Origin of the sequence: Pantoea sp. Lu_F5_004, assembly GCF_051136245.1 — a bacterium.
In the GTDB taxonomy this organism is placed as follows: Bacteria; Pseudomonadota; Gammaproteobacteria; order Enterobacterales; family Enterobacteriaceae; genus Pantoea; species Pantoea agglomerans.
Genome location: NZ_CP194946.1, coordinates 3,014,055 through 3,034,569, shown reverse-complemented (window position 1 = coordinate 3,034,569; position 20,515 = coordinate 3,014,055). Strand labels below are relative to the sequence as shown.

The following is a 20,515-nucleotide window of genomic DNA, read 5'->3' as shown; positions in this document are numbered from 1 at the left end:
CAAAACCCCATGCTAGCGACTTCAGCGCGTGAAAAACAGCGCTGAAACGGCGATCACTCGCGCGGTGGCCGGTAACGCAGCAGGCGGTTAGCATTGCTGACCACGGTAATGGAGGAGAGCGCCATCGCTGCACCCGCCACAATCGGGCTGAGCAGGGTACCGGTCAGCGGATAGAGCACACCCGCTGCCACCGGAATGCCGATGCTGTTATAGATAAATGCCCCAAACAGATTCTGCCGGATATTGCGCAGGGTCGCGGAAGAGAGCGCTAACGCGTCTGCCACGCTGTTCAGGTCGGCACGCATCAACGTAATGCCTGCGGTTTCCACCGCCACATCGCTGCCGCCACCCATGGCAATGCCCACATCGGCCTGCGCCAGTGCGGGCGCGTCATTGATGCCATCACCCACCATCGCGACGCGACGGCCCTGCTGCTGTAATTGTTCAATTGCAGCCGCTTTGCCTTCCGGCATCACGCCGGCAATAACTTCATCAATACCGACCTCGGCCGCAATGGCGCGCGCGGTATTTTCATGGTCGCCGGTCAGCATAATCAGGCGAAAACCCTGCTGATGCAGTCGCTTCAGGGCTGCGCCGCTTTCCGGTCGAAGCTGATCGCGCAGCGCGATAAGCCCGGTTAGCTGGCCCTGCTCAGCCAGTAACACCGGCGTTGCACCCTGTTGCGTCAGCCGTGCAATCTCTGCCTCCGCCGCCTGGTAATCGACGCCGTTATCCTGCATCAGCGCGGCATTACCCAGCAGCAGCGTTCTGCCATCCAGACTACCGCTGACCCCTTTGCCACGTATTGTACGAAATTGCGCTAACAGAGGCGGCTGGGTCAGTTTCGCTTCGGCGACAATCGCTTTCGCCAGTGGATGACCCGAGGCGAACTCCAGCGCAGCCGCGGTCGCTAATACTGATTCACGGGTGGCATCACCCCAGACCTGCACGTCACTGACCTGCGGCTTGCCGGCAGTGAGTGTGCAGGTTTTATCAAACACCAGGGTGTCGATTTGGCTGGCGCGCTGCAAGGCATCGGCGTCACGCACCAGCACGCCCAGCTCGGCGGCGCGGCCAACACCGGCAATAATCGACATCGGCGTCGCCAGGCCCAGCGCACAAGGACAGGCGATAATCAGCACGGTTGTCGCGATCACCAGCATATAGGCAATTTGTGGCTGCGGTCCGAACAGATACCATACTGCGCCGCTGAGCAGTGCAATCAACACCACTACCGGGACAAAAACGGCGGAGATGCGATCCGCCAGACGACCCACATCCGGTTTACTGCTCTGCGCCTGACGCACCAGCCGGATAATGCGCGACAGGGTGGTGTGATTACCCGTCGCCCGGGCGATAAATTCTACCGAGCCATCCTGTACCAGGGTGCCGGCAAAGATGGCTGCGCCCGGGGTCTTGCTTTGCGGCACCGCTTCGCCGGTCAGCATCGCTTCATCAAACCAGGCTTCACCCGTGGCGATTTCGCCATCGACCGGCACCCGATCGCCGGTGACCAGCCGCAGCGTCATGCCGGGCTGCACTTCGCTGACCGGAATCAGCCTGTCACCCTGTTGATCAACCTGCCGCGCCTGGGCTGGCGTCAGATCCAGCAATCTTTCCAGCGCCTTAGAGGATCGCTGACGCGCCCGCTGCTCCAGGGCATGCCCCAGATTGATCAGGCCCAGGATCATGACGCTGGCTTCGAAATAGAGATGGCGCGCCTGTGGCGGGAAAAAGTCGGGCCACAGCACCACGCTAAAGGAGTAAATCCAGGCGGCGCCTGTGCCGAGTGCCACCAGCGTATCCATGGTGGCGCTGCCATTGCGTAAACTGCGCCAGGCACTGCGATAAAAATGGCTGCCAGTGACGATCATGATCAGCAGAGTCACGATGCCCAGCGTCAGCCAGACGCCGTGGTTGTGGTCGGTGAGCATCATGTTGTCGCCCACCATGCCCCAGATCATCAGCGGCACGCCAAACGCTAAGGCGACTGCAGACTGCCAGCTGAAACGCCGCATCGCGCTGCGGGCGCTGAGCTGCTGCTTCTCCCGCCGCTCCTGCTCGTCATCCACCACCTGCGCGCCATAACCTGCGGCATCGACGGCCGCTACCAGCTGCTGCGGGTCAGCGTCGCCCAGCACCAGCGCACTACGTTCGCCGAGATTGACGCGCGCCTGGCTGACGCCTGCGACCTGCTGCAGCGCTTTTTCCACCCGACTCACGCAGCTGGCGCAGGTCATGCCCTCAATCAGCAGCATATGGGTGGGGAGTGTTGTTTCTGCCGGGCGGGAAGCGGACTCCGTTGTCAGCGCCTCCGGCGGCGGCTCTGATGCTGTCAACGGTTCAGACTTTGGGGAAGCGTCCGCCGCTTTCAGCGTCGCGTGATAGCCCGCCTGCTCCACAGTAGCGATCAGCGCCGCCGCATCCGCGTGACCGGAAACCTGCGCTTCCTTTTGGGTCACGTCGGCCTGGTCAACATCATCGCGTTGTTCCAGTGCCTCTTTGACACGTTTGACACAGTGGCCGCAGGACAAGCCGTCCAGTGCCAGAGAAATAGTGTGTGACATAATCAACTCCTTCTGTAATCCCATTTGACCGATTGGTCATTTTCGATTCATGCTTAAGCATAAACCTTCCATCAAGGGGAAGGTCAAGGGGACGAAAATGAACATCAGCGATGTGGCAAAAAAGACCGGACTGACCAGCAAGGCGATTCGTTTTTACGAAGAGAAGGGGGTGGTGACGCCGCCGTTGCGCAGTGAAAATGGCTACCGCAGCTACAACGGACACCATCTTGAGGAGCTGAACCTGTTACGCCAGGCGCGACAGGTTGGCTTCACGCTGGATGAGTGTCGTGAGCTGGTGGCGCTATTTAACAATCCGTCGCGCCACAGTGCCGATGTAAAAGCCCGCACTCTGCAGAAAGCGGATGAAATTGCGGCGCATATTGAAGAGCTGCACGTCATGCGCGCCCGCCTGCTGGCGCTGGCAGAGGCCTGTCCCGGCGATGACAGCGCCGAATGTCCGATTATCAACAATCTGGCCGGGTGCGGCGGTCAGCGTGGCTGAATACGCAGCGTAATCCCCTCAATGCCGGTTACGACCACTGCTGTGCCCGCAGGCAGATCCTGCTCCGCCTCAACCCGCCAGCTGCTGTCCCCGATCCGCACATGGCCGGTGCGGTTATGCAGCGCGGTATCCAGCGTCAGCTGCAACCCGATCATCTGACTGCCGCGCTGGTTGAGAGCATTGGGTTTCTGACGCGCTTCACGGTGGCGCATCCAGCGATACCACAAAAAGACGCAGATCAGCGTCAGCACGGCAAACAGAGAGCCCTGCGCCGTCCAGCTTACCGGCACAAACCACTCAATGAGGCCGACGATGACCGCCGCCAGCCCGCTCCAGAGCAGGTAACCGCTGGTGCCCAGCATCTCAGCCGCCAGCAGTAACCCACCCAGCGTCAGCCAGAACCAGTGCGGATGCGCGATAATATCGACCAGCATCAGCGTTTCGACTCAGTGCGTGATTCCTTCAGCAGTTCACCGATGCCCGCAATCGAACCCAGCAGACTGCTCGCCTCCAGCGGCATCATCACCACTTTGCTGTTGTTGGCTTCACCGATTTTTTGCAGCGCATCGGTATATTTCTGTGCCACAAAGTAGTTAATGGCCTGAATATCACCTGAAGCGATCGCTTCCGAGACCATCTTAGTGGCGTTAGCTTCCGCTTCAGCCTGACGTTCGCGCGCTTCTGCCTGCAGGAACGCCGAGGTCCGTTCACCTTCTGCTTTGAGGATTTGCGACTGCTTATCCCCTTCAGCGCGCAGGATCGCCGCCTGCCGCACCCCTTCGGCGGTCAGAATATCGGCGCGTTTAGTTCGCTCCGCTTTCATCTGCGCATTCATCGCACCAATCAGCTCCTGCGGCGGACGCACATCGCGGATCTCGATGCGGGTGATCTTGACGCCCCACGGATTGGTCGCTTCATCCACGATATGCAGCAGGCGGGTGTTGATGCTGTCGCGCTGTGACAGCATTTCGTCCAGCTCCATGCTGCCAAGCACGGTACGCATATTGGTCATGGTCAGGTTCAGAATCGCCTGCTCAAGATTGCTGACTTCATACGCGGCACGCGCCGGGTCAACGACCTGAATAAAGCAGACTGCATCGATGGTGACGTTGGCATTGTCTTTGGAGATGATCTCCTGCGAGGGAATATCGAGTACCTGTTCCATCATGTTGATCTTACGACCCACTCGATCCATGAACGGCACCACCAGGCTTAATCCTGGCTGCAGGGTGCGGGTATAACGGCCAAAGCGCTCAACCGTCCATTGAAAACCTTGTGGCACGATCTTAACGGTGGCCCAGACCGCCACCAGCGCCAGAATAATCAGGGCAGGAATTACAGTTATCATACAACCTCCGCGTTGTCAGATTAACGGGCCGAGTCGCTTCGGCCCGTGGTGCTGCCGCTTAGTAGAGCAGGGAATAGAGCTGACGGCGATAACGCGCGGCAAGTGCATCGCCGGTACCCAGCGCCGCCAGAATCTCCTGCAGCATTTTACGCGCCTGGCCATCAGCGGCATTAAGATCGGATTTCAGGAAGCTGAACAGCAGTTCCAGCGCTTCTTCATTACGACCCACCTGATGCAGCTGTAACGAAAGTTTAGCAGCCAGCCCGGCGTTAGTCGGGTCAGCCTCCAGCTGGGATTGCAGCTGCTGAATCTCCGGCGTATCCGCTGCCTGTTTCAGCAGATCGATCTGCGCCATCAGGCTCTGATAGCGGGTATCCTGATCCTGCAATGGCACCACTTTCAGCACCGCTTCCGCTTCATCGCTGCGGTTAAGGGTAATCAGTACGTCAGCCAGCAGGAAACCGATCTCGCTGGACTGGTTGCTCAGCTGCCACGCATCCTTTAACAGCGGCAGCGCCTCCAGCGGTTTACCTTCCTGCATCAGCGCCATCGCCTGCTGCGCTTTCAGCTCTTCTTCGCGCGGCAGGACTTTTTCCAGCAGGGCGCGGATCGCTTCTTCCGGCTGCGGTCCCTGGAAGCCATCAACCGGCTGACCATCCTGGAACAGATAGACGGTCGGGATTGAACGCAGACCAAACTGCGACGCCACCCTTTGCTCTTTGTCGCAATCCAGTTTTGCGAGAATAAACTGACCCGCGTACTCCTGCGCCAGGCGCTCCAGCACAGGCGTCAGCTCCTGACAGTGCTGGCTGCGCTCAGACCAGAAGTAGAACAGCACCGGCAGCTGCATCGACTGCTCAAGGGTCTGCTGCAGGTTAGATTCGTTGATGTCGATGATAGAAGCTTGTGGTGACATGGATAAGTCTCTTTGCAAAAAGTGTTCTAAGAATATGGGGCCAACTGGCCCGGCTTCAAGCGCTATTGCGCATGGCTGATTAATGGCTGCGCAAAATGCGATCCAGCATCCAGCCGGGCAGTAACCGTTTTAGCAGGCTCATTATGTGTGCGACCAGTGTCACCGGATAGCGTAAACGCGGATGTTTACTCTCGAGTGCATGACGAAGTTTAGGCAGAATGGCTTCCGGTGGCAGGGTAAAACGTGCCGCGATGCCAGGGTTGCGCACCGGGTTATGCTGTTCGCCCTGCGTCACATTGTCGGTAAAACGGGTCTGAATCGGACCCGGTTCAATCAGGCTGACCCGGATTCCGCGGCTGCGCACTTCAAGCCGCAGCGCATCGCTCCAGGCTTCCAGCGCATATTTACTGGCGGCATAGGCACCCCGGCCTGGTGTGGAGATCAGCCCCAGCACCGAGCTGGTATTAATAATGCGGCCGTCGCCGCTGGCCTGCAACGCCGGTAACAGACGCAGTGTCAGCTGATGGACGCCGAAAAAGTTGCTGGAAAACTGCTGTTCCAGCTGCTGGCGGGAGAGGGTGTGCAGCGGGCCATAGAGACCAAATCCGGCGTTGTTAAATAGCGCCGTCAGACGGTTATCGCAGAGCGCGATAACCGTGTCGGCAGCCTGATCCACACTTTGCGGATCGTCGAGATCCAGTTGCAGCCCGGTAAAGCCCACTGTTTCCATGCGGGCGACATCCTCTGCTTTACGGCAGGCGGCGATCACCCGGTAACCCCGCGCCAGTAAATCGTGGGCGGCAACCAGGCCAATACCGCTGGAACAACCTGTAATCAGAATGGTTTTTTGCACAAATTTACACCCTTTTAATTAGCTTTAATAATCAATAAGTTAAGTTATACCCGTTAATGCTTTTATGTTGTGGATTAACAGTTTGTCGCCCGCATCGGCTGGCAGAACGGGCGGTAAACGGGGCTATACAGCCCCGCAAAAATGCCCGGTTTCAGATTTTACGTCTGAGCAGAAAGACCAGTGTGCTTAATTGACGGGTGGCAGTCCCATTTGTGTGATTTCAGCAGAATGGTTTTTGTTCAGATTAATTTGGCACTGGTCGATATATGACTGGTAGTCGTATGCGTCCTCGTTAAGCTCTGTAGCTACAGACAGGCAAAGTTGAGTCCGGTAATCCTTCCATTTTTTTTGCGCATCCAGAAAGCGCCGAGAGTAAACGTCTCCGGACGTTTCTTTGCTGGACTCTTTTCCATTAAAAGGGCCGACATTATTGGCTTTGATTCTCTTAACTGTATCCGCTATTAGCGCATCCAGCGCTTTATTGCTGTTGTCTCTTTTGGCAGACAGACAGTTATATGCAGTTGGTATGTCTTCATTCTGTTTGAAGCAGGCGTCACGTTCTGGCCCTGATGATAATTCAGCCTGCGCCATAGCAGGTGCAATAAGAGCGACCATTAGAATTAAGACTTTTTTCACTGTAGATACCTTATTCTGTTTCTGTAGTTTTCGTAGGTCATGTATGTAGGACTACTTTTAATATGGGCTATTAATGCGGGCTTACCTTCAATTGCGGCCTGAAACAGTGCTCTGGCATTGTGAACACCCTGATAGAAAATATCGGTTACGACATCTCGAATTTTGGGGTCTAACTGTTCCCATGCCGGGGCAGAAGGCATGGATTGTGCTATTCGCCGATAAAGGTTAAGGGCTTCGTTCCGTTTAACCCTGTATGCAATTTCAAAAAGTCGGATTTGTTGATTGTGGGTTATCTCGCCGACCAACGGACCATAAACCTTAACAAACTGTTCTGCGTGCCGCCCTTTCAGACCAGCTGCTTTAGAGCACAGAACGGCTTTATATTCTTCAATCCCAGCTTGCCTTAGTGTGGAGTAGATTTCACCAGCAGATCTACTGCCCATATCATAGCCTCGACCAAGTGTAACCCCCGAAAAACTCGTGGGCGGCCATTGAAGAATGCGTGAAAAATTGGGATAGCGGCGCTGTTTGAAGGGCTCCACGGCGGTTATATAGTCGGTGCCTTCGGCGTCAAAAGTAATTTGTCCCTGGCTGACTCGTAAGGGGCCAGAGGTATTAGAAGGCCGCCAGCCAGGTGTGGTTGCTTCACTTATTGCCCTGATAAACCATGTGTCGGCTGGCTGAACCAATCCACTCGGCGAGAGGTTCAGCAACGGCTGATACCAGCGTATAGCCTCAGTGGTGGCAGTATCGCATTGTCCATTTGTTGGGAGCCTGCGACCCGTTGCGAACTGATAGCCAGCATCATTTATCAGGCGTTGGATTGATTTAACTTCATCGGGATTATTGGTCCCACAAGCGCCGACAGATGAAGTCAGGCGAAATATGCGAGGGACGTGATAGCGGTGATAGGGCATATACATTCCTTTGCAGCTAAAATTCCGTGCAGAAATATTAACCAGTTGGAGAGGGCAGCGCCAACTTATATGCGACTGTTAAAATGCTAATTTAAGATGCATTAAAGTGAATTTTAAGGAACGGCAGAATTATCTTTTCGCATTGATATTGTTTAGAGAGGAAGCCTGGACTCTTAGAGATGGCAAAGCGGTCGAAAATCTCCGTCGCCACCTTGCCGTTATTTAATGCTTTTGCATTTCTTTACCCTTTTTGCGCATCCCGGCGCGCTACGGCTGCTTAACTAAGGGGGCAAGATCTTTTGCCATCAACTGGGCGATAAAAGGCTGGGCATCAGGATTAGGATGAATACCATCCTGCTGCATCCACTCGGGTTTCAGATAAACCTGCTCCATGAAAAAGGGCACCAGAGGAATGTTATGCTGCTGCGCTAATCTGGGATAGATGCCGCTGAACGCTTCGGTGTAGCGGCGGCCATAGCTGGCAGGCAGACGAATCTGCATCAGTAGCGGCTTCGCATTGGCGGCTTTAACGTCGTCGATAACTTTACTCAGATTCTGCGCGATATCGTCGGGCGGGAAACCGCGCAGACCATCGTTACCGCCCAATTCGATTAACACCCATTGCGGCTGATGCTGTTTTAATAGTGCGGGCAGGCGCGCCAGCCCCTGTGCAGCCGTATCACCGCTGATACTGGCGTTGATCACTTTAGGTTTTTGCTGCCACTGCTTATCGAGCAGGCTGGGCCATGCCGCAGTGGCAGACATGCGATAGCCCGCACTCAGGCTGTCGCCCAGCACCATCAGCGTATCTGCAGTAGCAAGACGCGACACCAGCAGAAGAATCAATAACAGGAAGGGATAATGCCAGCGGAAAACATTGTTGAAGTTCATCATCTTACTAAGTCCGTCGGTCAGGGAGAGCATCAGCTAACCATCCTTACCGGAGTTGAGTTGGTTGTCAAACCAGCTGAGACCATTGCGCTGATTGGCGAGTCCGGTTCCGGCAAGTCAACCCTGCTCGGAATTCTGGCCGGGCTGGACGATGGCAGCAGCGGCGAAGTCCACTTGCTGGGGCAGCCCCTGCACCAGATGAATGAAGAGCAGCGCGCGGCCCTGCGTGCCCGGCAGGTCGGCTTTGTGTTTCAGTCATTTATGCTGGTGCCGACCCTGAATGCCCAGGAGAACGTGCAGTTGCCGTCGCTGCTGCGCGGCGACAGCGACCGTCAGAGCCGTGAACAGGCGAAAGAGCTTCTGACGCTGCTCGGACTGGGTGAACGTCTGCATCATCTGCCCGCCCAGCTTTCAGGCGGCGAGCAGCAGCGGGTGGCGCTGGCCCGCGCCTTCAGTGGCCGTCCTGGTCTGCTGTTTGCCGATGAGCCGACCGGCAATCTCGATCGTAAAACCGGTGACCGCATCGCCGATCTGCTGTTTTCCCTTAACCGCGATTTTGCCACCACGCTGATTCTGGTGACGCATGACGAGCAACTGGCGGCGCGCTGCGATCGTCGCCTGCGGCTGCGCGACGGTAAATTGTGGGAGGAGCAATGATCTGGCGCTGGTTCTGGCGCGAGTGGCGTTCGCCTTCGCTGCTGATTGTCTGGCTGGCCCTGACGCTGGCGGTGGCCTGCGTGCTGGCGCTGGGGTCGATCAGCGATCGCATGGAAAAAGGGCTGAATCAGCAGAGCCGTGATTTTATGGCCGGTGACCGTACGCTGCGCAGCAGTGATGCAGCGCCAGAAGCCTGGCTGGCAAAAGCAGCTGAAACCGGTCTGACGGTCAGCCGTCAGCTGACCTTTATGACCATGACCTTTGCCGATCAGTCACCGCAGCTTGCCTCAGTAAAAGCGGTGGACGATCGCTACCCGATGTTTGGCACGCTGCAGACGCAGCCGCCAGGGCTGAGGCCGCAGGCGGGTACCGCGCTGGCGGCACCGCGCCTGATGGCGCTGCTGAACCTGAAAGTGGGCGACACGCTGGAAGTGGGTGATACCCAGCTGCGCATCAGCGGGGAGGTGATCCAGGAGCCGGATGGCGGCTTTAACCCGTTTGAGATGGCGCCGCGTCTGCTGATCAATCTGGCGGATGCCGCCAAAACTGGTGCGATTCAGCCAGGCAGCCGCATCACCTGGCGCTATAAGTTCTCCGGTAATCCCGATCAGCTGGCCAGCTATGACCGCTGGATTGAACCGCAGCTGAAGGCGGACCAGCGCTGGATCAGCGTGGAGAACTCGGAAGATGCATTAGGCCGTTCGATGCAGCGGGCACAGCAGTTCCTGCTGCTCTCGGCCTTGCTGACGCTGATGCTGGCGATTGCGGCCGTGGCGGTCGCCATGAGCCACTATTGTCGCAGCCGCTACGATCTGTTGGCGGTGCTGAAAACCCTGGGTGCGACGCACGGCGCGTTGCAGCGGCTGATCATCGGTCAGTGGCTGGCGGTGCTGCTGCTGGCGGCGATTGCCGGTGGCCTGGTGGGGCAGGGCGTGGAAGCGATCCTGATGGCGATGCTGAAACCCGTGCTGCCTGCCAGCTTACCGGCGGCGAGCGTCTGGCCGTGGATCTGGGCGGTGGGATCGCTGTTTGTGATTTCGCTGCTGGTGGGTCTGCGCCCTTATCGTCTGCTGCTGGCGACGCAGCCGCTGCGGGTGTTGCGACGTGATGCGGTGGCGAATCTCTGGCCGCTGAAGATCTATATTCCGGTGATGATCGCGGTGGTGGTGACGCTGTTAGCGCTGCTGGTTGGCGGCAGTAAAATGCTCTGGGCGCTGCTGGCGGGTGTGGTAGTGCTGGCGGGATTGCTGGCACTACTCGGCTGGGGAACCCTGCTGCTGCTGCGTCGGCTGGTAGTGCGCAACCTGGCGTTACGACTGGCGATCAACCGGCTGCTGCGCCAGCCCGGCATGACGCTGAGCCAGCTTGCGGCCTTTTCGCTGTCGTTCATGTTGCTGGCGCTGCTGCTGGTAATGCGTGGCGATCTGCTGGATCGCTGGCAGCAGCAGTTACCGGCGGATAGCCCGAACTTCTTTCTGCTGAACATGACGGCAGATCAGGTGCCGCAGGTGCGTGATTTCCTGCAGTCGCATCAGATCACGCCCGGGACCTTTTACCCGATTGCGCGGGTACGGCTCAGTGAACTCAACGGTAAACCGGCCGATCCGAAGCTGGATAATGCCCTGAACCGTGAACTCAACCTGACGGAACTGGCCGATCGCCCGGATCATAATCCGCTGGTGGCAGGCAACTGGCCACCCAAAGCGGGTGAAGTGTCGATGGAAGTGGAACTGGCGGATCGGCTGGGGCTGAAGCTCGGTGATACCCTGACGTTCGATGGCGATACGCAGACCTTCAGCGCGCGCATTACCAGCTTGCGTAAAGTGGACTGGGAAAGCCTGAAGCCGAACTTCTTCTTTATCTTCCCGCCGGGCGCGCTCGACAGCCAGCCGCAGACCTGGCTCACCAGCTTCCGCATGGAGGCGAATCCTGTTCTGCTGGCGCAGCTTAACCGTGCTTTTCCGGCGCTGAGTCTGCTGGATATCGGCAGCATTATGCGGCAGATCGGTCAGGTGCTGGCGCAGGTCAGCCAGGCACTGGAGATCATGGTGGTGCTGGTGACCGCCTGTGGCGTGTTGCTGCTGCTGGCGCAGATTCAGGTCGGTATGCGTCAGCGGCGCCAGGAGCTGGTGGTCTATCGCACGCTGGGTGCCGGTAAACGCCTGCTGCGTACGACGCTGTGGTGTGAGTTTGCATTGCTCGGCGTGGTCTCCGGCGTGGCAGCGGCGATGGGGGCAGAAGCGGCACTGTGGGGATTACAGACTAAGATTTTCGACTTCCCGTGGCAGCCTGACTGGACCCTGTGGCTGGCGCTGCCGTTGTGTGGCGCGCTGCTGTTGTCGCTGTGCGGTGGCTGGCTGGGGATCCGATTACTGAAAGGGAAGGCGCTGTTCAGGAAGTTTGATGCGGCGTAAGGGAGTGCTGGAATAAGGCGGCACAGGCCGCCTTTGACCTTGAACCCGATCGCACCGTTACCGGCGACTGAATCTGTCTGACCGGTGTCGACCCTGGCTCACCGGCGTATGCGTCCATCACATTAATCTTCTGAGCCGCCTGATAAAGGCATTATCAGGCGGTGCGGAGGATTACAGTTTTTCAACCGCCCAGGCGATGCCGCTGGCGTACTCTTCCGGTAGCTGCGGCACCAGCGCGTTAAGGGCAGCACTGAGCCGTTCTGTATCGCTGTCGGTCAGATTCAGATGGCCCACTTTACGACCCGGACGCACCTCTTTGTCATACCAGTGCAGATGCACCAGCGGTTGTTGCAGCCAGCTCAGATTCACGTCAGTACCAATCAGATTAACCATCGCCGACGGCGCAAACACCACCGGCTGCGGTAATGCCAGGCCAAGAATGGCGCGCAGATGCAGCTCAAACTGGCTGATCGACGCACCGTTCTGCGTCCAGTGCCCGCTGTTGTGGACGCGCGGCGCCAGCTCATTGATCAGCAATCCGTCTGGCGTAACGAAACACTCCATCGCCATTACGCCGACGTAGTTCAGTTCCTGCATTATAGCGCTCAGCATCGCTTCAGCCTGCTGCTGCTGTGCCTGATCCGCCTGCGGCAGCGCAACGCTGGTGCGCAGAATGCCATCCTGATGCAGGTTATGCGTCAGCGGATAGAACACCACCTGGCCATCGTGACCGCGCGCCCCCACCAGTGAGACTTCACCGGAAAAGTTGATGCCCTGCTCAACGATACATTCGCCGTAGCACGCCTCCGGCAGGGTGTGAGTCTCATCGGCACGCAGACGCCACTGACCCCGGCCGTCGTAACCGCCGGTGCGGCTTTTCACAATCGCTAACTCGCCCAGCGAGTCAAACACCGCTGGCCATTCGCTTTTGTCCGCCAGCAACTGCCACGGCGCGGTGGCCAGTCCCAGCTGATCCAGCAGCTGTTTCTGCGTCAGACGATCTGCCAGACGCGGAAATATATCGCGGTTAACAAAGGCCGGATGGCTGGCCAGCTCTCGCGTCAGCGCCGTCTCCGGCCAGCGTTCGATTTCGGCGGTGATCACGCTGTCGGCGATAGGGAGCGCGGTGGGATCGGCGTCCAGGCCTACCGGATACACCGCGATGCCCAGCGGCTCACCCGCCTGACGCAGCATACGACCTAACTGGCCGTTGCCCAGTACGCAAACCGGCTTCATGCATCCACCCGCGGATCGGGATGGTTCAGCACCTCATCGGTCTGGCTCTGACGCCAGGTGGTCAGGCGTAACGCCAGCGCACTGTCATGCAGCGCCAGAATCTGCGCCGCCAGCAGCGCGGCATTGGCTGCGCCCGCCTTGCCAATCGCCAGCGTACCGACCGGAATACCGCGCGGCATCTGCACAATTGAATAGAGGCTATCGACGCCGCTCAGTGCTGCGCTCTGAACCGGCACACCCAGCACCGGCACCAGCGTTTTTGCCGCCAGCATACCCGGCAGATGTGCCGCGCCACCTGCGCCAGCAATAATCACCTGAAGACCCTTGTCGGCTGCCGTTTCGGCGAAGCTGAACAGTTTATCCGGGGTGCGGTGCGCAGAGACCACTTCAACATCAAAAGGGACGTCCAGGCTGGAGAGGATTTCAGCGGCGAACTGCATGGTGGCCCAGTCACTTCTGGAACCCATAACAATGGCGATGCGGGCCGGGGCGTTGGATGACATGCGGTCAACTCCTGTGAATGAACAAACAGACCTGGCCGGGCGGACAGGTTTTGAAGGGCACCGAGAATAGCATGAGAAGCACGCAAGGAAAACGGTTGCGTCGGGCTTAAAGTCGTGGATTTAACCGCAGATTAAAAGTCGAAATGGATAAGCTGAATGCCACTGGCGTCGAGCTGGATCATGGAACCCCGGCTGTGCCAGGCACCCAGCACCGCGCGTTGCGCCGGTTCACCCTGCAGGCTCAGCGTATGAATCGCAGGGCGATGAGTGTGACCGTGAATCAACAGCGGCACCTGCTGGCGCAGCATAGTGGCGACGACTGCTTCCTGATTCACATCCATGATGGTCTGGGATTTATGCTGGTTGGCCTGTTTACTGTCGGCGCGCATCCGGGCGGCAATGCGTTTACGGATCCACAACGGCAACGCGAGAAACAGCCGCTGGATCCAGGGATTATGCACTTTGGCCCGAAAACGCAGGTAACCCGCATCGTCGGTACAGAGCGTATCGCCGTGCATGATCAGCAACCGATGGCCGTAGAGCGTCAGCACCTGCTCTTCCGGCAGCAGCGTCATGCCGCAGGCCTGCGCGAAGCGTCGGCCAATCAGGAAGTCGCGATTGCCATGGATAAAGTAGACCGGAACCGGCAGGGCGCGCAGGGCGCGGGCAACCTGCTGATGCAGTGGATTGGGATCGTCGTCGCCAATCCAGGCTTCAAACAGATCGCCGAGAATATAGAGCGCGTCGCAGTGGGGCGCTTCGCGCTGTAAAAAATGCAGAAAACCGGCGGTAATCGCCGGTTCTTCCTGACACAGATGGAGATCTGCGATAAACAGCGTGCGCGACATTACTCGCTGACGGTCACTTTCTGGATAACGACGTCGTCTTTTGGCACATCCTGGTGCATACCGCTGCGGCCGGTAGAGACCGCTTTGATCTTCTCGACCACATCCATACCTTCAACCACTTCAGCGAACACGCAGTAGCCCCAGCCCTGAACGCTTTCGTCACGGAAGTTCAGGAAGTCGTTGTCAGCTACGTTGATGAAAAACTGTGCGGTCGCAGAGTGCGGCGCAGAGGTACGTGCCATGGCCAGCGTACCTTTGGTGTTTTTCAGGCCATTGCTGGCTTCGTTCTGAATTTCGGCTTTAGTTTCTTTCTGCTTCATGCCCGGCTCGAAGCCGCCGCCCTGAATCATAAAGCCGTTGATTACGCGGTGGAAAATGGTGTTGTCGTAAAAACCTTCACGGCAGTAATCCAGGAAGTTCTGTACGGTTGCCGGCGCTTTATCATCGAAAGTTTTGATTACGATATCGCCATGGTTCGTCTGGAAAGTTACCATTTTTGTCGTCCTGTAAAGGTTGTCATCAGTTGCTGAGGTCGCTCTGTCGATGGGCGTCCCCCTTTTTGTCGACCGTTCTTATATCATAATTTCCAATGACGCGTCAGCAGCGCGGCGCAGTTGGCTTGCTTTGCGTCGCGCGAGCGATAAAAATACGGCACAATGTCTGGATACTTAAAAGTGCCAACCACACGCGAAAACGGAACCGTTCAATGCTTAAGATTTATAACACCCTGAGTCGACAGAAAGAGGAATTCAAACCCATTCATGCCGGTAAAATCGGGATGTATGTTTGCGGCATCACGGTGTATGACCTCTGTCACATTGGTCATGGGCGGACGTTCGTGGCGTTTGACGTGGTGGCGCGCTACCTGCGTTACCTCGGTTATCAGCTTAATTATGTACGTAACATCACCGACATTGATGACAAAATCATCAGGCGCGCCAACGAAAACGGCGAGAGCATCGAAACCCTGACCAACCGCATGATTGGCGAGATGCACAACGACTTCGCCGCGCTGGGGATTCTGCCGCCCGATGAGGAGCCGCGCGCTACCCGTCACATCGCTGAGATTATCGAGCTGGTGGAAACACTGATCGCTCGCGGTCACGCTTATGTGGCGGACAATGGCGACGTGATGTTCGATGTGCTCAGCGACACCGATTACGGCGCGCTGTCGCGTCAGGATCTGGAGCAGTTGCAGGCGGGTGCGCGCGTTGAAGTCGCCGACGTGAAGCGCAACCCGATGGACTTCGTGCTGTGGAAAATGTCCAAAGCGGATGAGCCAGCCTGGTCATCGCCGTGGGGTAACGGTCGTCCCGGCTGGCACATCGAGTGCTCGGCAATGAACTGCAAACAGCTGGGCACCCATTTCGATATCCACGGCGGCGGCTCCGATCTGATGTTCCCGCACCATGAAAACGAAATCGCCCAGTCGAGCTGCGCCCATGACGGCCCTTACGTCAACTACTGGATGCACTCCGGCATGGTGATGGTTGACCGCGAGAAGATGTCCAAATCGCTCGGTAACTTCTTCACCGTGCGTGACGTGCTGCAACATTATGATGCGGAGACGGTGCGTTACTTCCTGATGTCCGGTCACTATCGCAGCCAGCTTAACTACGGCGAAGATAATCTGAATCAGGCGCGTGCGGCGCTGGAGCGTCTCTATACGGCACTGCGTCACACCGACAGCAGCGTGCCTGCCCACGGCGGCGAAGCCTTTGAAGCGCGGTTCCGCAGCGCAATGGATGATGATTTCAACACCCCGGAAGCCTATTCGGTACTGTTCGACATGGCGCGAGAAGTGAACCGCCTGAAAAGTGAAGATGGCGCTTCAGCGCACGGGCTGGCGTCGAAGCTGCGCGAGATGGCCAACGTGCTGGGCATCCTTCAGCAGGATCCTGAGCTGTTCCTGCAAAGCGGCGCGCAGGTCAATGACGAAGAGGTTGCCGAGATTGAGCACTGGGTGAAAGCCCGTGCCGATGCGCGCGCCGCCAAAGCCTGGGCGGAAGCGGACATCGCGCGCGACAAGCTTAATGCGCTGGGTGTCATCGTCGAGGATGGGCCACAGGGCTCCAGCTGGCGTCGAAAATAAACCGGAGAGGGCGAGCAATCGCCCTTTTTTATTATGGCGATTGAACAGATTCAGATCCGTGGCTTCCGCTCGATACGTAACCTGACGCTGTCGCTGCAGCAGCTGAATGTGGTGAGCGGTCCTAACGGCTGCGGTAAATCCAACCTCTACAAAGCGGTGCGGCTGCTGCATGAGGCGGCCAGCGGTCGCCTGGCACTGGCGCTGGCTGAAGAAGGCGGTATTCAGAAAGCGATGTGGGCGGGCGGCTTACGCCGGGGCGATCGCCGACACGATCCAAAGCGCCTGGAGCTGGCCGTGGTGATGGATGACATGGATTACCAGCTGGAGATTGGCTTTCCCGAGCCGCTGGTGACCAGCCTGTTCAATCTTGATCCGCTGGTGAAGCAGGAGCGACTCTGGCTGAGCGGTCAGCAGCGCCGTCCTTCCGCCTGTATTATGCAGCGCGAAAATCAGACCGCCTTTCTGCACAACGTTGAGGGCGAGCGCGTCGCCTATCCGGCGGTGCTGCATCCCGAAGAGTCGCTGTTTGGTCAGCTTGGCGAACCCCATCGCTATCCGGAGCTTTCGCAGCTGCGCGAACGTCTGCAGCAGTGGCGCTTCTACCATGAGTTCGCGGTCTGGCCTGGCTCACCGATACGGGTGCCGCAGATTGGCGTGCGTGCGCCGGTGCTGAGCCATGATGGCAGCAATCTGGCGGCGGCCTGGGCGACCATTGTTGAGCGCGGTCATTCCGAACTCCTGTCTGAGGTGATGGAACAGGCGTTTCCCGACAGCCAGTTTGATGTCGATGTGCAGAATGGCCGTTTCCAGATGCTGATGTCGCGCCAGGGCATTCTGCGTCCGCTGGAGATCGCCGAGTTTTCTGATGGCACGCTGCGGTTTCTCTGTCTGGTTGTCGCACTGCTCAGCCCGCGTCCGCCGGCCTTTATGGCACTGAATGAGCCGGAAAACAGCCTGCATGAAGATCTGTTGCCTGCGCTGGCGCGCTTAATCGCCGAAGCCAGCGAGTTCAGTCAGCTCTGGATTACCAGCCATTCACCCCGGCTCGCGACGTTGATAGCGCAGCATACGGCGGTGAATCATATTGTACTGGAACAGCGGGAAGGGGAGACGTGCGTGAAGGGAGATGAGCGGGTGTAACAGCGTCCCCGCAGGGACGCCCGGAAATCACTCGACCACAGTAATGCGGAAACCCGCGAACTCTACGGTCTGACCGGCTACGATTTTGCAGCGCTTGCGGGTTTCTACCGCACCGTTGACCTTCACTTCACCCTCGGCAATCACGACTTTCGCCTGTGCGCCGCTCTGAACCCATCCTTCCAGTTTCAGCAGGTCACACAGATCAACGTGCGGGAATTTACCCAGTGAAAAACTTGTCATTTATACTACCTCTTTATCATGAAACTCTTCGCACGCCTGCAGCGTGTTTTGAATCAGTGTAGCTACTGTCATCGGACCAACACCGCCCGGCACCGGGGTAATGTAGGAGGCGCGCTCGGATGCACTGTCAAAATCAACATCACCCACGACTTTGCCGCTCTCCAGCCGGTTAATGCCCACGTCGATGACGATGGCGCCCGGTTTGATCCAGTCACCCGGAATAAACCCTGGCTTACCCACTGCAACGACCAGCAGATCGGCATGCTCAACGTGATGGCGCAGATCTTTGGTAAAGCGATGAGTGACGGTCGTGGTGCAGCCCGCCAGCAGCAGTTCCATACTCATCGGACGACCAACAATGTTGGATGCGCCAACCACCACGGCATTCAGGCCATACGTATCAATATTGTAGCGCTCCAGCAGCGTCACGATACCGCGTGGCGTGCAGGGACGCAGGGTTGGCGCACGCTGACAGAGGCGACCGACGTTATAAGGGTGGAATCCATCGACATCTTTATCAGGCGTGATGCGCTCCAGCACTTTGACATTATCAATGCCGGCTGGCAGTGGCAGCTGCACCAGAATGCCATCGATTTCGTCGTCCTGATTGAGCGCATCAATCAGCTCCAGCAGCTCAGCTTCGCGGGTCGTGGCAGGCAGATCGTAAGAGCGGGAGTGGAAACCGACCTCTTCACAGGCGCGGCGTTTGCTGGCCACGTAGATCTGCGATGCCGGGTTTTCACCCACCAGAACCACTGCCAGACCCGGCGCGCGTTTTCCGGCGGCCAGACGCTGCTTCACTTTTTCCGCAACCTCAACGCGCACCTGCTGCGCAATCGTTTTACCGTCAATAATTTTTGCTGCCATCAGAGAGGAAATCCACTGTGTTGTGTTGAATCGGGGAAGGGGGGTATTTTGTCAGAAGCGCGGCGCGCTGTCAGTTACAGTTTCAGCCGCGTATGTGCTTTCCGGCTTTTTCGTCGCGACGAGTGCCAGCCTGCATGCGTATGATATCTGCAGGACAATCCGGGGACGATGTAATGATTTGGATAATGCTTGCTACTCTGGCGGTGGTGTTTGTCGCTGGATTTCAGCTGCTCACTGCTGGCTCACGCCACGCCGCTCAGCGGCTCAGCAAACGGCTGCAGCTGCCACCTGTACAGGTGGAATCAATGATCTCTATGATGGGGAAAGAGGCGGCGAAAGAATTTACCGACTATCTCAGTAAGGATAATGAAACGCACCTGCATAATGGCGCAGCGGTACTGCTGATCTGGCAGGTGTTCATTGTTGACGGCAGCGAGGAGAACAGCCAGCGCTGGCATGCGATTCTCAGTCGAGCCGGTTTTCCACCGCTTATTAGCCGCCAGCAGCTGCTGCTCGCGCTGGGCTTTCTGCGCCAGCTGGAACCGGACATCCAGGAGCTGCATGCACTTCGTGAGCAATACAATGCGCGTTTCACAACACAAGGGATTGAGCTGGAAGGAGAATTTACCGACAACAGTAAACTCGTGTTGCTCAGCGAATGGCGCAGGCGCCACTGACGTCAATTGGTCATTACCGCAGCACTTCGCTGCGGAGAAACGGCAAAAACGTTGACGTACCCGCTTCCCGACGTATAATCCGTGCCATCTCCATGCGCCCTTAGCTCAGTTGGATAGAGCACCGGCCTTCTAAGCCGTAGGTCACAGGTTCGAATCCTGTAGGGCGTACCATATTTTCTTCTGTTAACATCCTTTCCAGTCTGCTTTTTCCTTTAAAATCAGAATATAACTATTATCTGTGGTCCAGGGTCACCTATTGCGTTCTTGTTTCGATTGGGGGCAGGATAGGGGGCATTGCCAGGTTCAATCAACTGGATGCCCCAAATGAAGCTGACAGCCCGACAAATTGACTCTGCTAAGCCAAAAGAAAAGTCATACAAACTTTCGGATGGTGGTGGTATGGATCTTGAAACATTTCCAAACGGAGCCAAAAGCTGGAGACTCAAATACCGTATAGCTGGTAAAGAGAAGCGGGTGTAGTGGCATAGTAAGCTCCGGCTCGTTCTTAGCAGATCATGAACGGTAAAATATTCAATATCACCCATAACATTGGGCGGTTGCTTCTTCCTGCCAGGCTCAATACCGCAAAGCTTCGCTATGGCCCTGTTAAGAGGGGCTTTTCCCATGTGCTGGGACTTGCTTATACGGCGATTAGTGAAGACATAATTCACTCTGACAATTAGTTCTTCCAAAAATCTCCATTAGATTTTATGTGAATTATATTGACAAAAATAAATCTGTGTTAAAGGGATTATAAATAAAAATGGAGGGTTTTATGAGTAAAGATAAAATGAAAGATGAACAAATATCATTTGCTGAGGCAAAAGGGTTTCTTAACAAAGTGCATGATTATTTAGTAGATTTACTAGAACAAAATAAAATCACTGAAAGCTATAGAATGTATCCTGCTGAAGATTTTTTATATTATTTTTAGAGAGTATTACGCCTCTCAGGATTGCTTAAATATCGTGAGCATAGTTGAATGTTTTGAATTAATCGAACTTGTTGAATGCAATAGTGTTGACTGGTGTTTTTTTTCAGCCTTAGCATCTGATGTTGATACTAATAAGATTATAAACATAATTAAAACAAAAATGGTTGAAGAAGAGAAAAGAAAAATAAATTCTGTTCTTGTTAAAGAAGATGGTGTAGTTATTAAAAAAGAATTTAGTCAAGAGAGTTTTTAAATAGCCTGACTTACCTGGTCAAAC

The 20,515-nt window shown here is 56.6% G+C and carries 22 protein-coding genes, 1 tRNA gene and 1 pseudogene; 10 read left to right on the top strand and 14 right to left on the bottom strand.

Going from position 1 to position 20,515, the window contains the following annotated elements:
• Positions 1-53: 53 nt before the first annotated feature.
• A complete protein-coding gene (gene copA, locus ACR8BN_RS14185; RefSeq protein WP_434747045.1) occupies positions 54-2,567 on the bottom strand; it encodes a copper-exporting P-type ATPase CopA in 2,514 nt (837 codons plus the stop codon).
• 97 nt (positions 2,568-2,664) lie between these two features.
• Between copA and cueR the strand changes: the two genes are divergently transcribed.
• Positions 2,665-3,069: a Cu(I)-responsive transcriptional regulator gene (gene cueR, locus ACR8BN_RS14180; protein WP_039388344.1), complete on the top strand. Its 405-nt coding sequence runs from the start codon at positions 2,665-2,667 to the stop codon at positions 3,067-3,069.
• On the opposite strand, the gene ACR8BN_RS14175 is transcribed toward cueR, so the two are convergent.
• The 7 genes from ACR8BN_RS14175 to tesA form a co-directional block, all read right to left on the bottom strand.
• The gene (locus ACR8BN_RS14175) at positions 3,057-3,503 is read right to left on the bottom strand and encodes an NfeD family protein (protein WP_010671234.1); all 447 of its coding nucleotides are present in this window, start codon (positions 3,501-3,503) and stop codon (positions 3,057-3,059) included. The genes cueR and ACR8BN_RS14175 overlap by 13 nt on opposite strands.
• The gene (locus tag ACR8BN_RS14170) at positions 3,503-4,417 is read right to left on the bottom strand and encodes an SPFH domain-containing protein (protein WP_010259065.1); all 915 of its coding nucleotides are present in this window, start codon (positions 4,415-4,417) and stop codon (positions 3,503-3,505) included. The genes ACR8BN_RS14175 and ACR8BN_RS14170 overlap by 1 nt, the downstream gene beginning before the upstream one ends.
• A 58-nt stretch (positions 4,418-4,475) precedes the next feature.
• Positions 4,476-5,333, bottom strand: coding sequence for a thioredoxin family protein (locus ACR8BN_RS14165; RefSeq protein WP_022626096.1), 858 nt, complete (start codon positions 5,331-5,333; stop codon positions 4,476-4,478).
• A 79-nt stretch (positions 5,334-5,412) separates the two neighbouring features.
• The gene (locus tag ACR8BN_RS14160; protein ID WP_163842037.1) at positions 5,413-6,186 is read right to left on the bottom strand and encodes an SDR family oxidoreductase; all 774 of its coding nucleotides are present in this window, start codon (positions 6,184-6,186) and stop codon (positions 5,413-5,415) included.
• 186 nt (positions 6,187-6,372) lie between these two features.
• Positions 6,373-6,822, bottom strand: coding sequence for a lysozyme inhibitor LprI family protein (locus ACR8BN_RS14155; protein WP_080701257.1), 450 nt, complete (start codon positions 6,820-6,822; stop codon positions 6,373-6,375).
• Entirely contained in the window at positions 6,819-7,739 is a 921-nt protein-coding gene (locus ACR8BN_RS14150) for a peptidoglycan-binding protein (RefSeq protein WP_434747044.1), read from the bottom strand. The genes ACR8BN_RS14155 and ACR8BN_RS14150 overlap by 4 nt, the downstream gene beginning before the upstream one ends.
• 267 nt (positions 7,740-8,006) lie before the next feature.
• Positions 8,007-8,633, bottom strand: coding sequence for a multifunctional acyl-CoA thioesterase I/protease I/lysophospholipase L1 (gene tesA, locus ACR8BN_RS14145; protein ID WP_434747043.1), 627 nt, complete (start codon positions 8,631-8,633; stop codon positions 8,007-8,009).
• On the opposite strand from tesA, the gene ybbA reads away from it, so the two are divergent.
• A complete protein-coding gene (gene ybbA / locus ACR8BN_RS14140; protein ID WP_033756810.1) occupies positions 8,601-9,287 on the top strand; it encodes a putative ABC transporter ATP-binding protein YbbA in 687 nt (228 codons plus the stop codon). The two genes, tesA and ybbA, sit on opposite strands and share 33 nt — an antisense overlap.
• On the top strand, positions 9,284-11,701 hold the full coding sequence (gene ybbP, locus ACR8BN_RS14135; protein ID WP_434747042.1) for a putative ABC transporter permease subunit YbbP: 2,418 nt from the start codon (positions 9,284-9,286) through the stop codon (positions 11,699-11,701). The genes ybbA and ybbP overlap by 4 nt, the downstream gene beginning before the upstream one ends.
• A gap of 171 nt (positions 11,702-11,872) precedes the next feature.
• On the opposite strand, the gene purK is transcribed toward ybbP, so the two are convergent.
• From purK to ppiB, 4 genes are all read right to left on the bottom strand, one after another.
• On the bottom strand, positions 11,873-12,937 hold the full coding sequence (purK, locus tag ACR8BN_RS14130; protein ID WP_115765148.1) for a 5-(carboxyamino)imidazole ribonucleotide synthase: 1,065 nt from the start codon (positions 12,935-12,937) through the stop codon (positions 11,873-11,875).
• A complete protein-coding gene (gene purE, locus ACR8BN_RS14125) occupies positions 12,934-13,440 on the bottom strand; it encodes a 5-(carboxyamino)imidazole ribonucleotide mutase (RefSeq protein WP_010259054.1) in 507 nt (168 codons plus the stop codon). The genes purK and purE overlap by 4 nt, the downstream gene beginning before the upstream one ends.
• A 131-nt stretch (positions 13,441-13,571) precedes the next feature.
• Positions 13,572-14,288: a UDP-2,3-diacylglucosamine diphosphatase gene (gene lpxH, locus ACR8BN_RS14120; protein WP_031592136.1), complete on the bottom strand. Its 717-nt coding sequence runs from the start codon at positions 14,286-14,288 to the stop codon at positions 13,572-13,574.
• A complete protein-coding gene (ppiB, locus tag ACR8BN_RS14115) occupies positions 14,288-14,782 on the bottom strand; it encodes a peptidylprolyl isomerase B (protein ID WP_010259052.1) in 495 nt (164 codons plus the stop codon). Before ppiB ends, lpxH begins: the two co-directional genes overlap by 1 nt.
• A 212-nt stretch (positions 14,783-14,994) precedes the next feature.
• Between ppiB and cysS the strand changes: the two genes are divergently transcribed.
• A complete protein-coding gene (cysS, locus tag ACR8BN_RS14110; RefSeq protein WP_010259051.1) occupies positions 14,995-16,380 on the top strand; it encodes a cysteine--tRNA ligase in 1,386 nt (461 codons plus the stop codon).
• Between the two features lie 33 nt (positions 16,381-16,413).
• Positions 16,414-17,520: an AAA family ATPase gene (locus ACR8BN_RS14105; RefSeq protein ID WP_434747041.1), complete on the top strand. Its 1,107-nt coding sequence runs from the start codon at positions 16,414-16,416 to the stop codon at positions 17,518-17,520.
• Between the two features lie 27 nt (positions 17,521-17,547).
• On the opposite strand, the gene ybcJ is transcribed toward ACR8BN_RS14105, so the two are convergent.
• Together ybcJ and folD are read right to left on the bottom strand one after the other, a co-directional pair.
• Entirely contained in the window at positions 17,548-17,760 is a 213-nt protein-coding gene (gene ybcJ / locus ACR8BN_RS14100) for a ribosome-associated protein YbcJ (RefSeq protein ID WP_003849455.1), read from the bottom strand.
• Positions 17,761-18,627: a bifunctional methylenetetrahydrofolate dehydrogenase/methenyltetrahydrofolate cyclohydrolase FolD gene (gene folD, locus ACR8BN_RS14095; RefSeq protein WP_010671240.1), complete on the bottom strand. Its 867-nt coding sequence runs from the start codon at positions 18,625-18,627 to the stop codon at positions 17,761-17,763.
• Between the two features lie 173 nt (positions 18,628-18,800).
• Between folD and ACR8BN_RS14090 the strand changes: the two genes are divergently transcribed.
• From ACR8BN_RS14090 to ACR8BN_RS14070, 5 genes and pseudogenes are all read left to right on the top strand, one after another.
• On the top strand, positions 18,801-19,304 hold the full coding sequence (locus ACR8BN_RS14090) for a DUF1198 family protein (protein ID WP_434747040.1): 504 nt from the start codon (positions 18,801-18,803) through the stop codon (positions 19,302-19,304).
• A gap of 94 nt (positions 19,305-19,398) precedes the next feature.
• Positions 19,399-19,475 (top strand) — tRNA-Arg (locus tag ACR8BN_RS14085).
• A gap of 153 nt (positions 19,476-19,628) precedes the next feature.
• A pseudogene (locus tag ACR8BN_RS14080) lies at positions 19,629-19,781 on the top strand (Arm DNA-binding domain-containing protein); the annotation flags it as partial.
• A 298-nt stretch (positions 19,782-20,079) separates the two neighbouring features.
• The gene (locus ACR8BN_RS14075; RefSeq protein WP_434747039.1) at positions 20,080-20,238 is read left to right on the top strand and encodes a hypothetical protein; all 159 of its coding nucleotides are present in this window, start codon (positions 20,080-20,082) and stop codon (positions 20,236-20,238) included.
• Positions 20,239-20,272: 34 nt separating this feature from the next.
• Positions 20,273-20,491 carry a hypothetical protein gene (locus ACR8BN_RS14070; protein WP_434747038.1) on the top strand — a complete coding sequence of 73 codons (219 nt, stop codon included), beginning with the start codon at positions 20,273-20,275 and terminating at the stop codon, positions 20,489-20,491.
• Positions 20,492-20,515 lie beyond the last annotated feature (24 nt).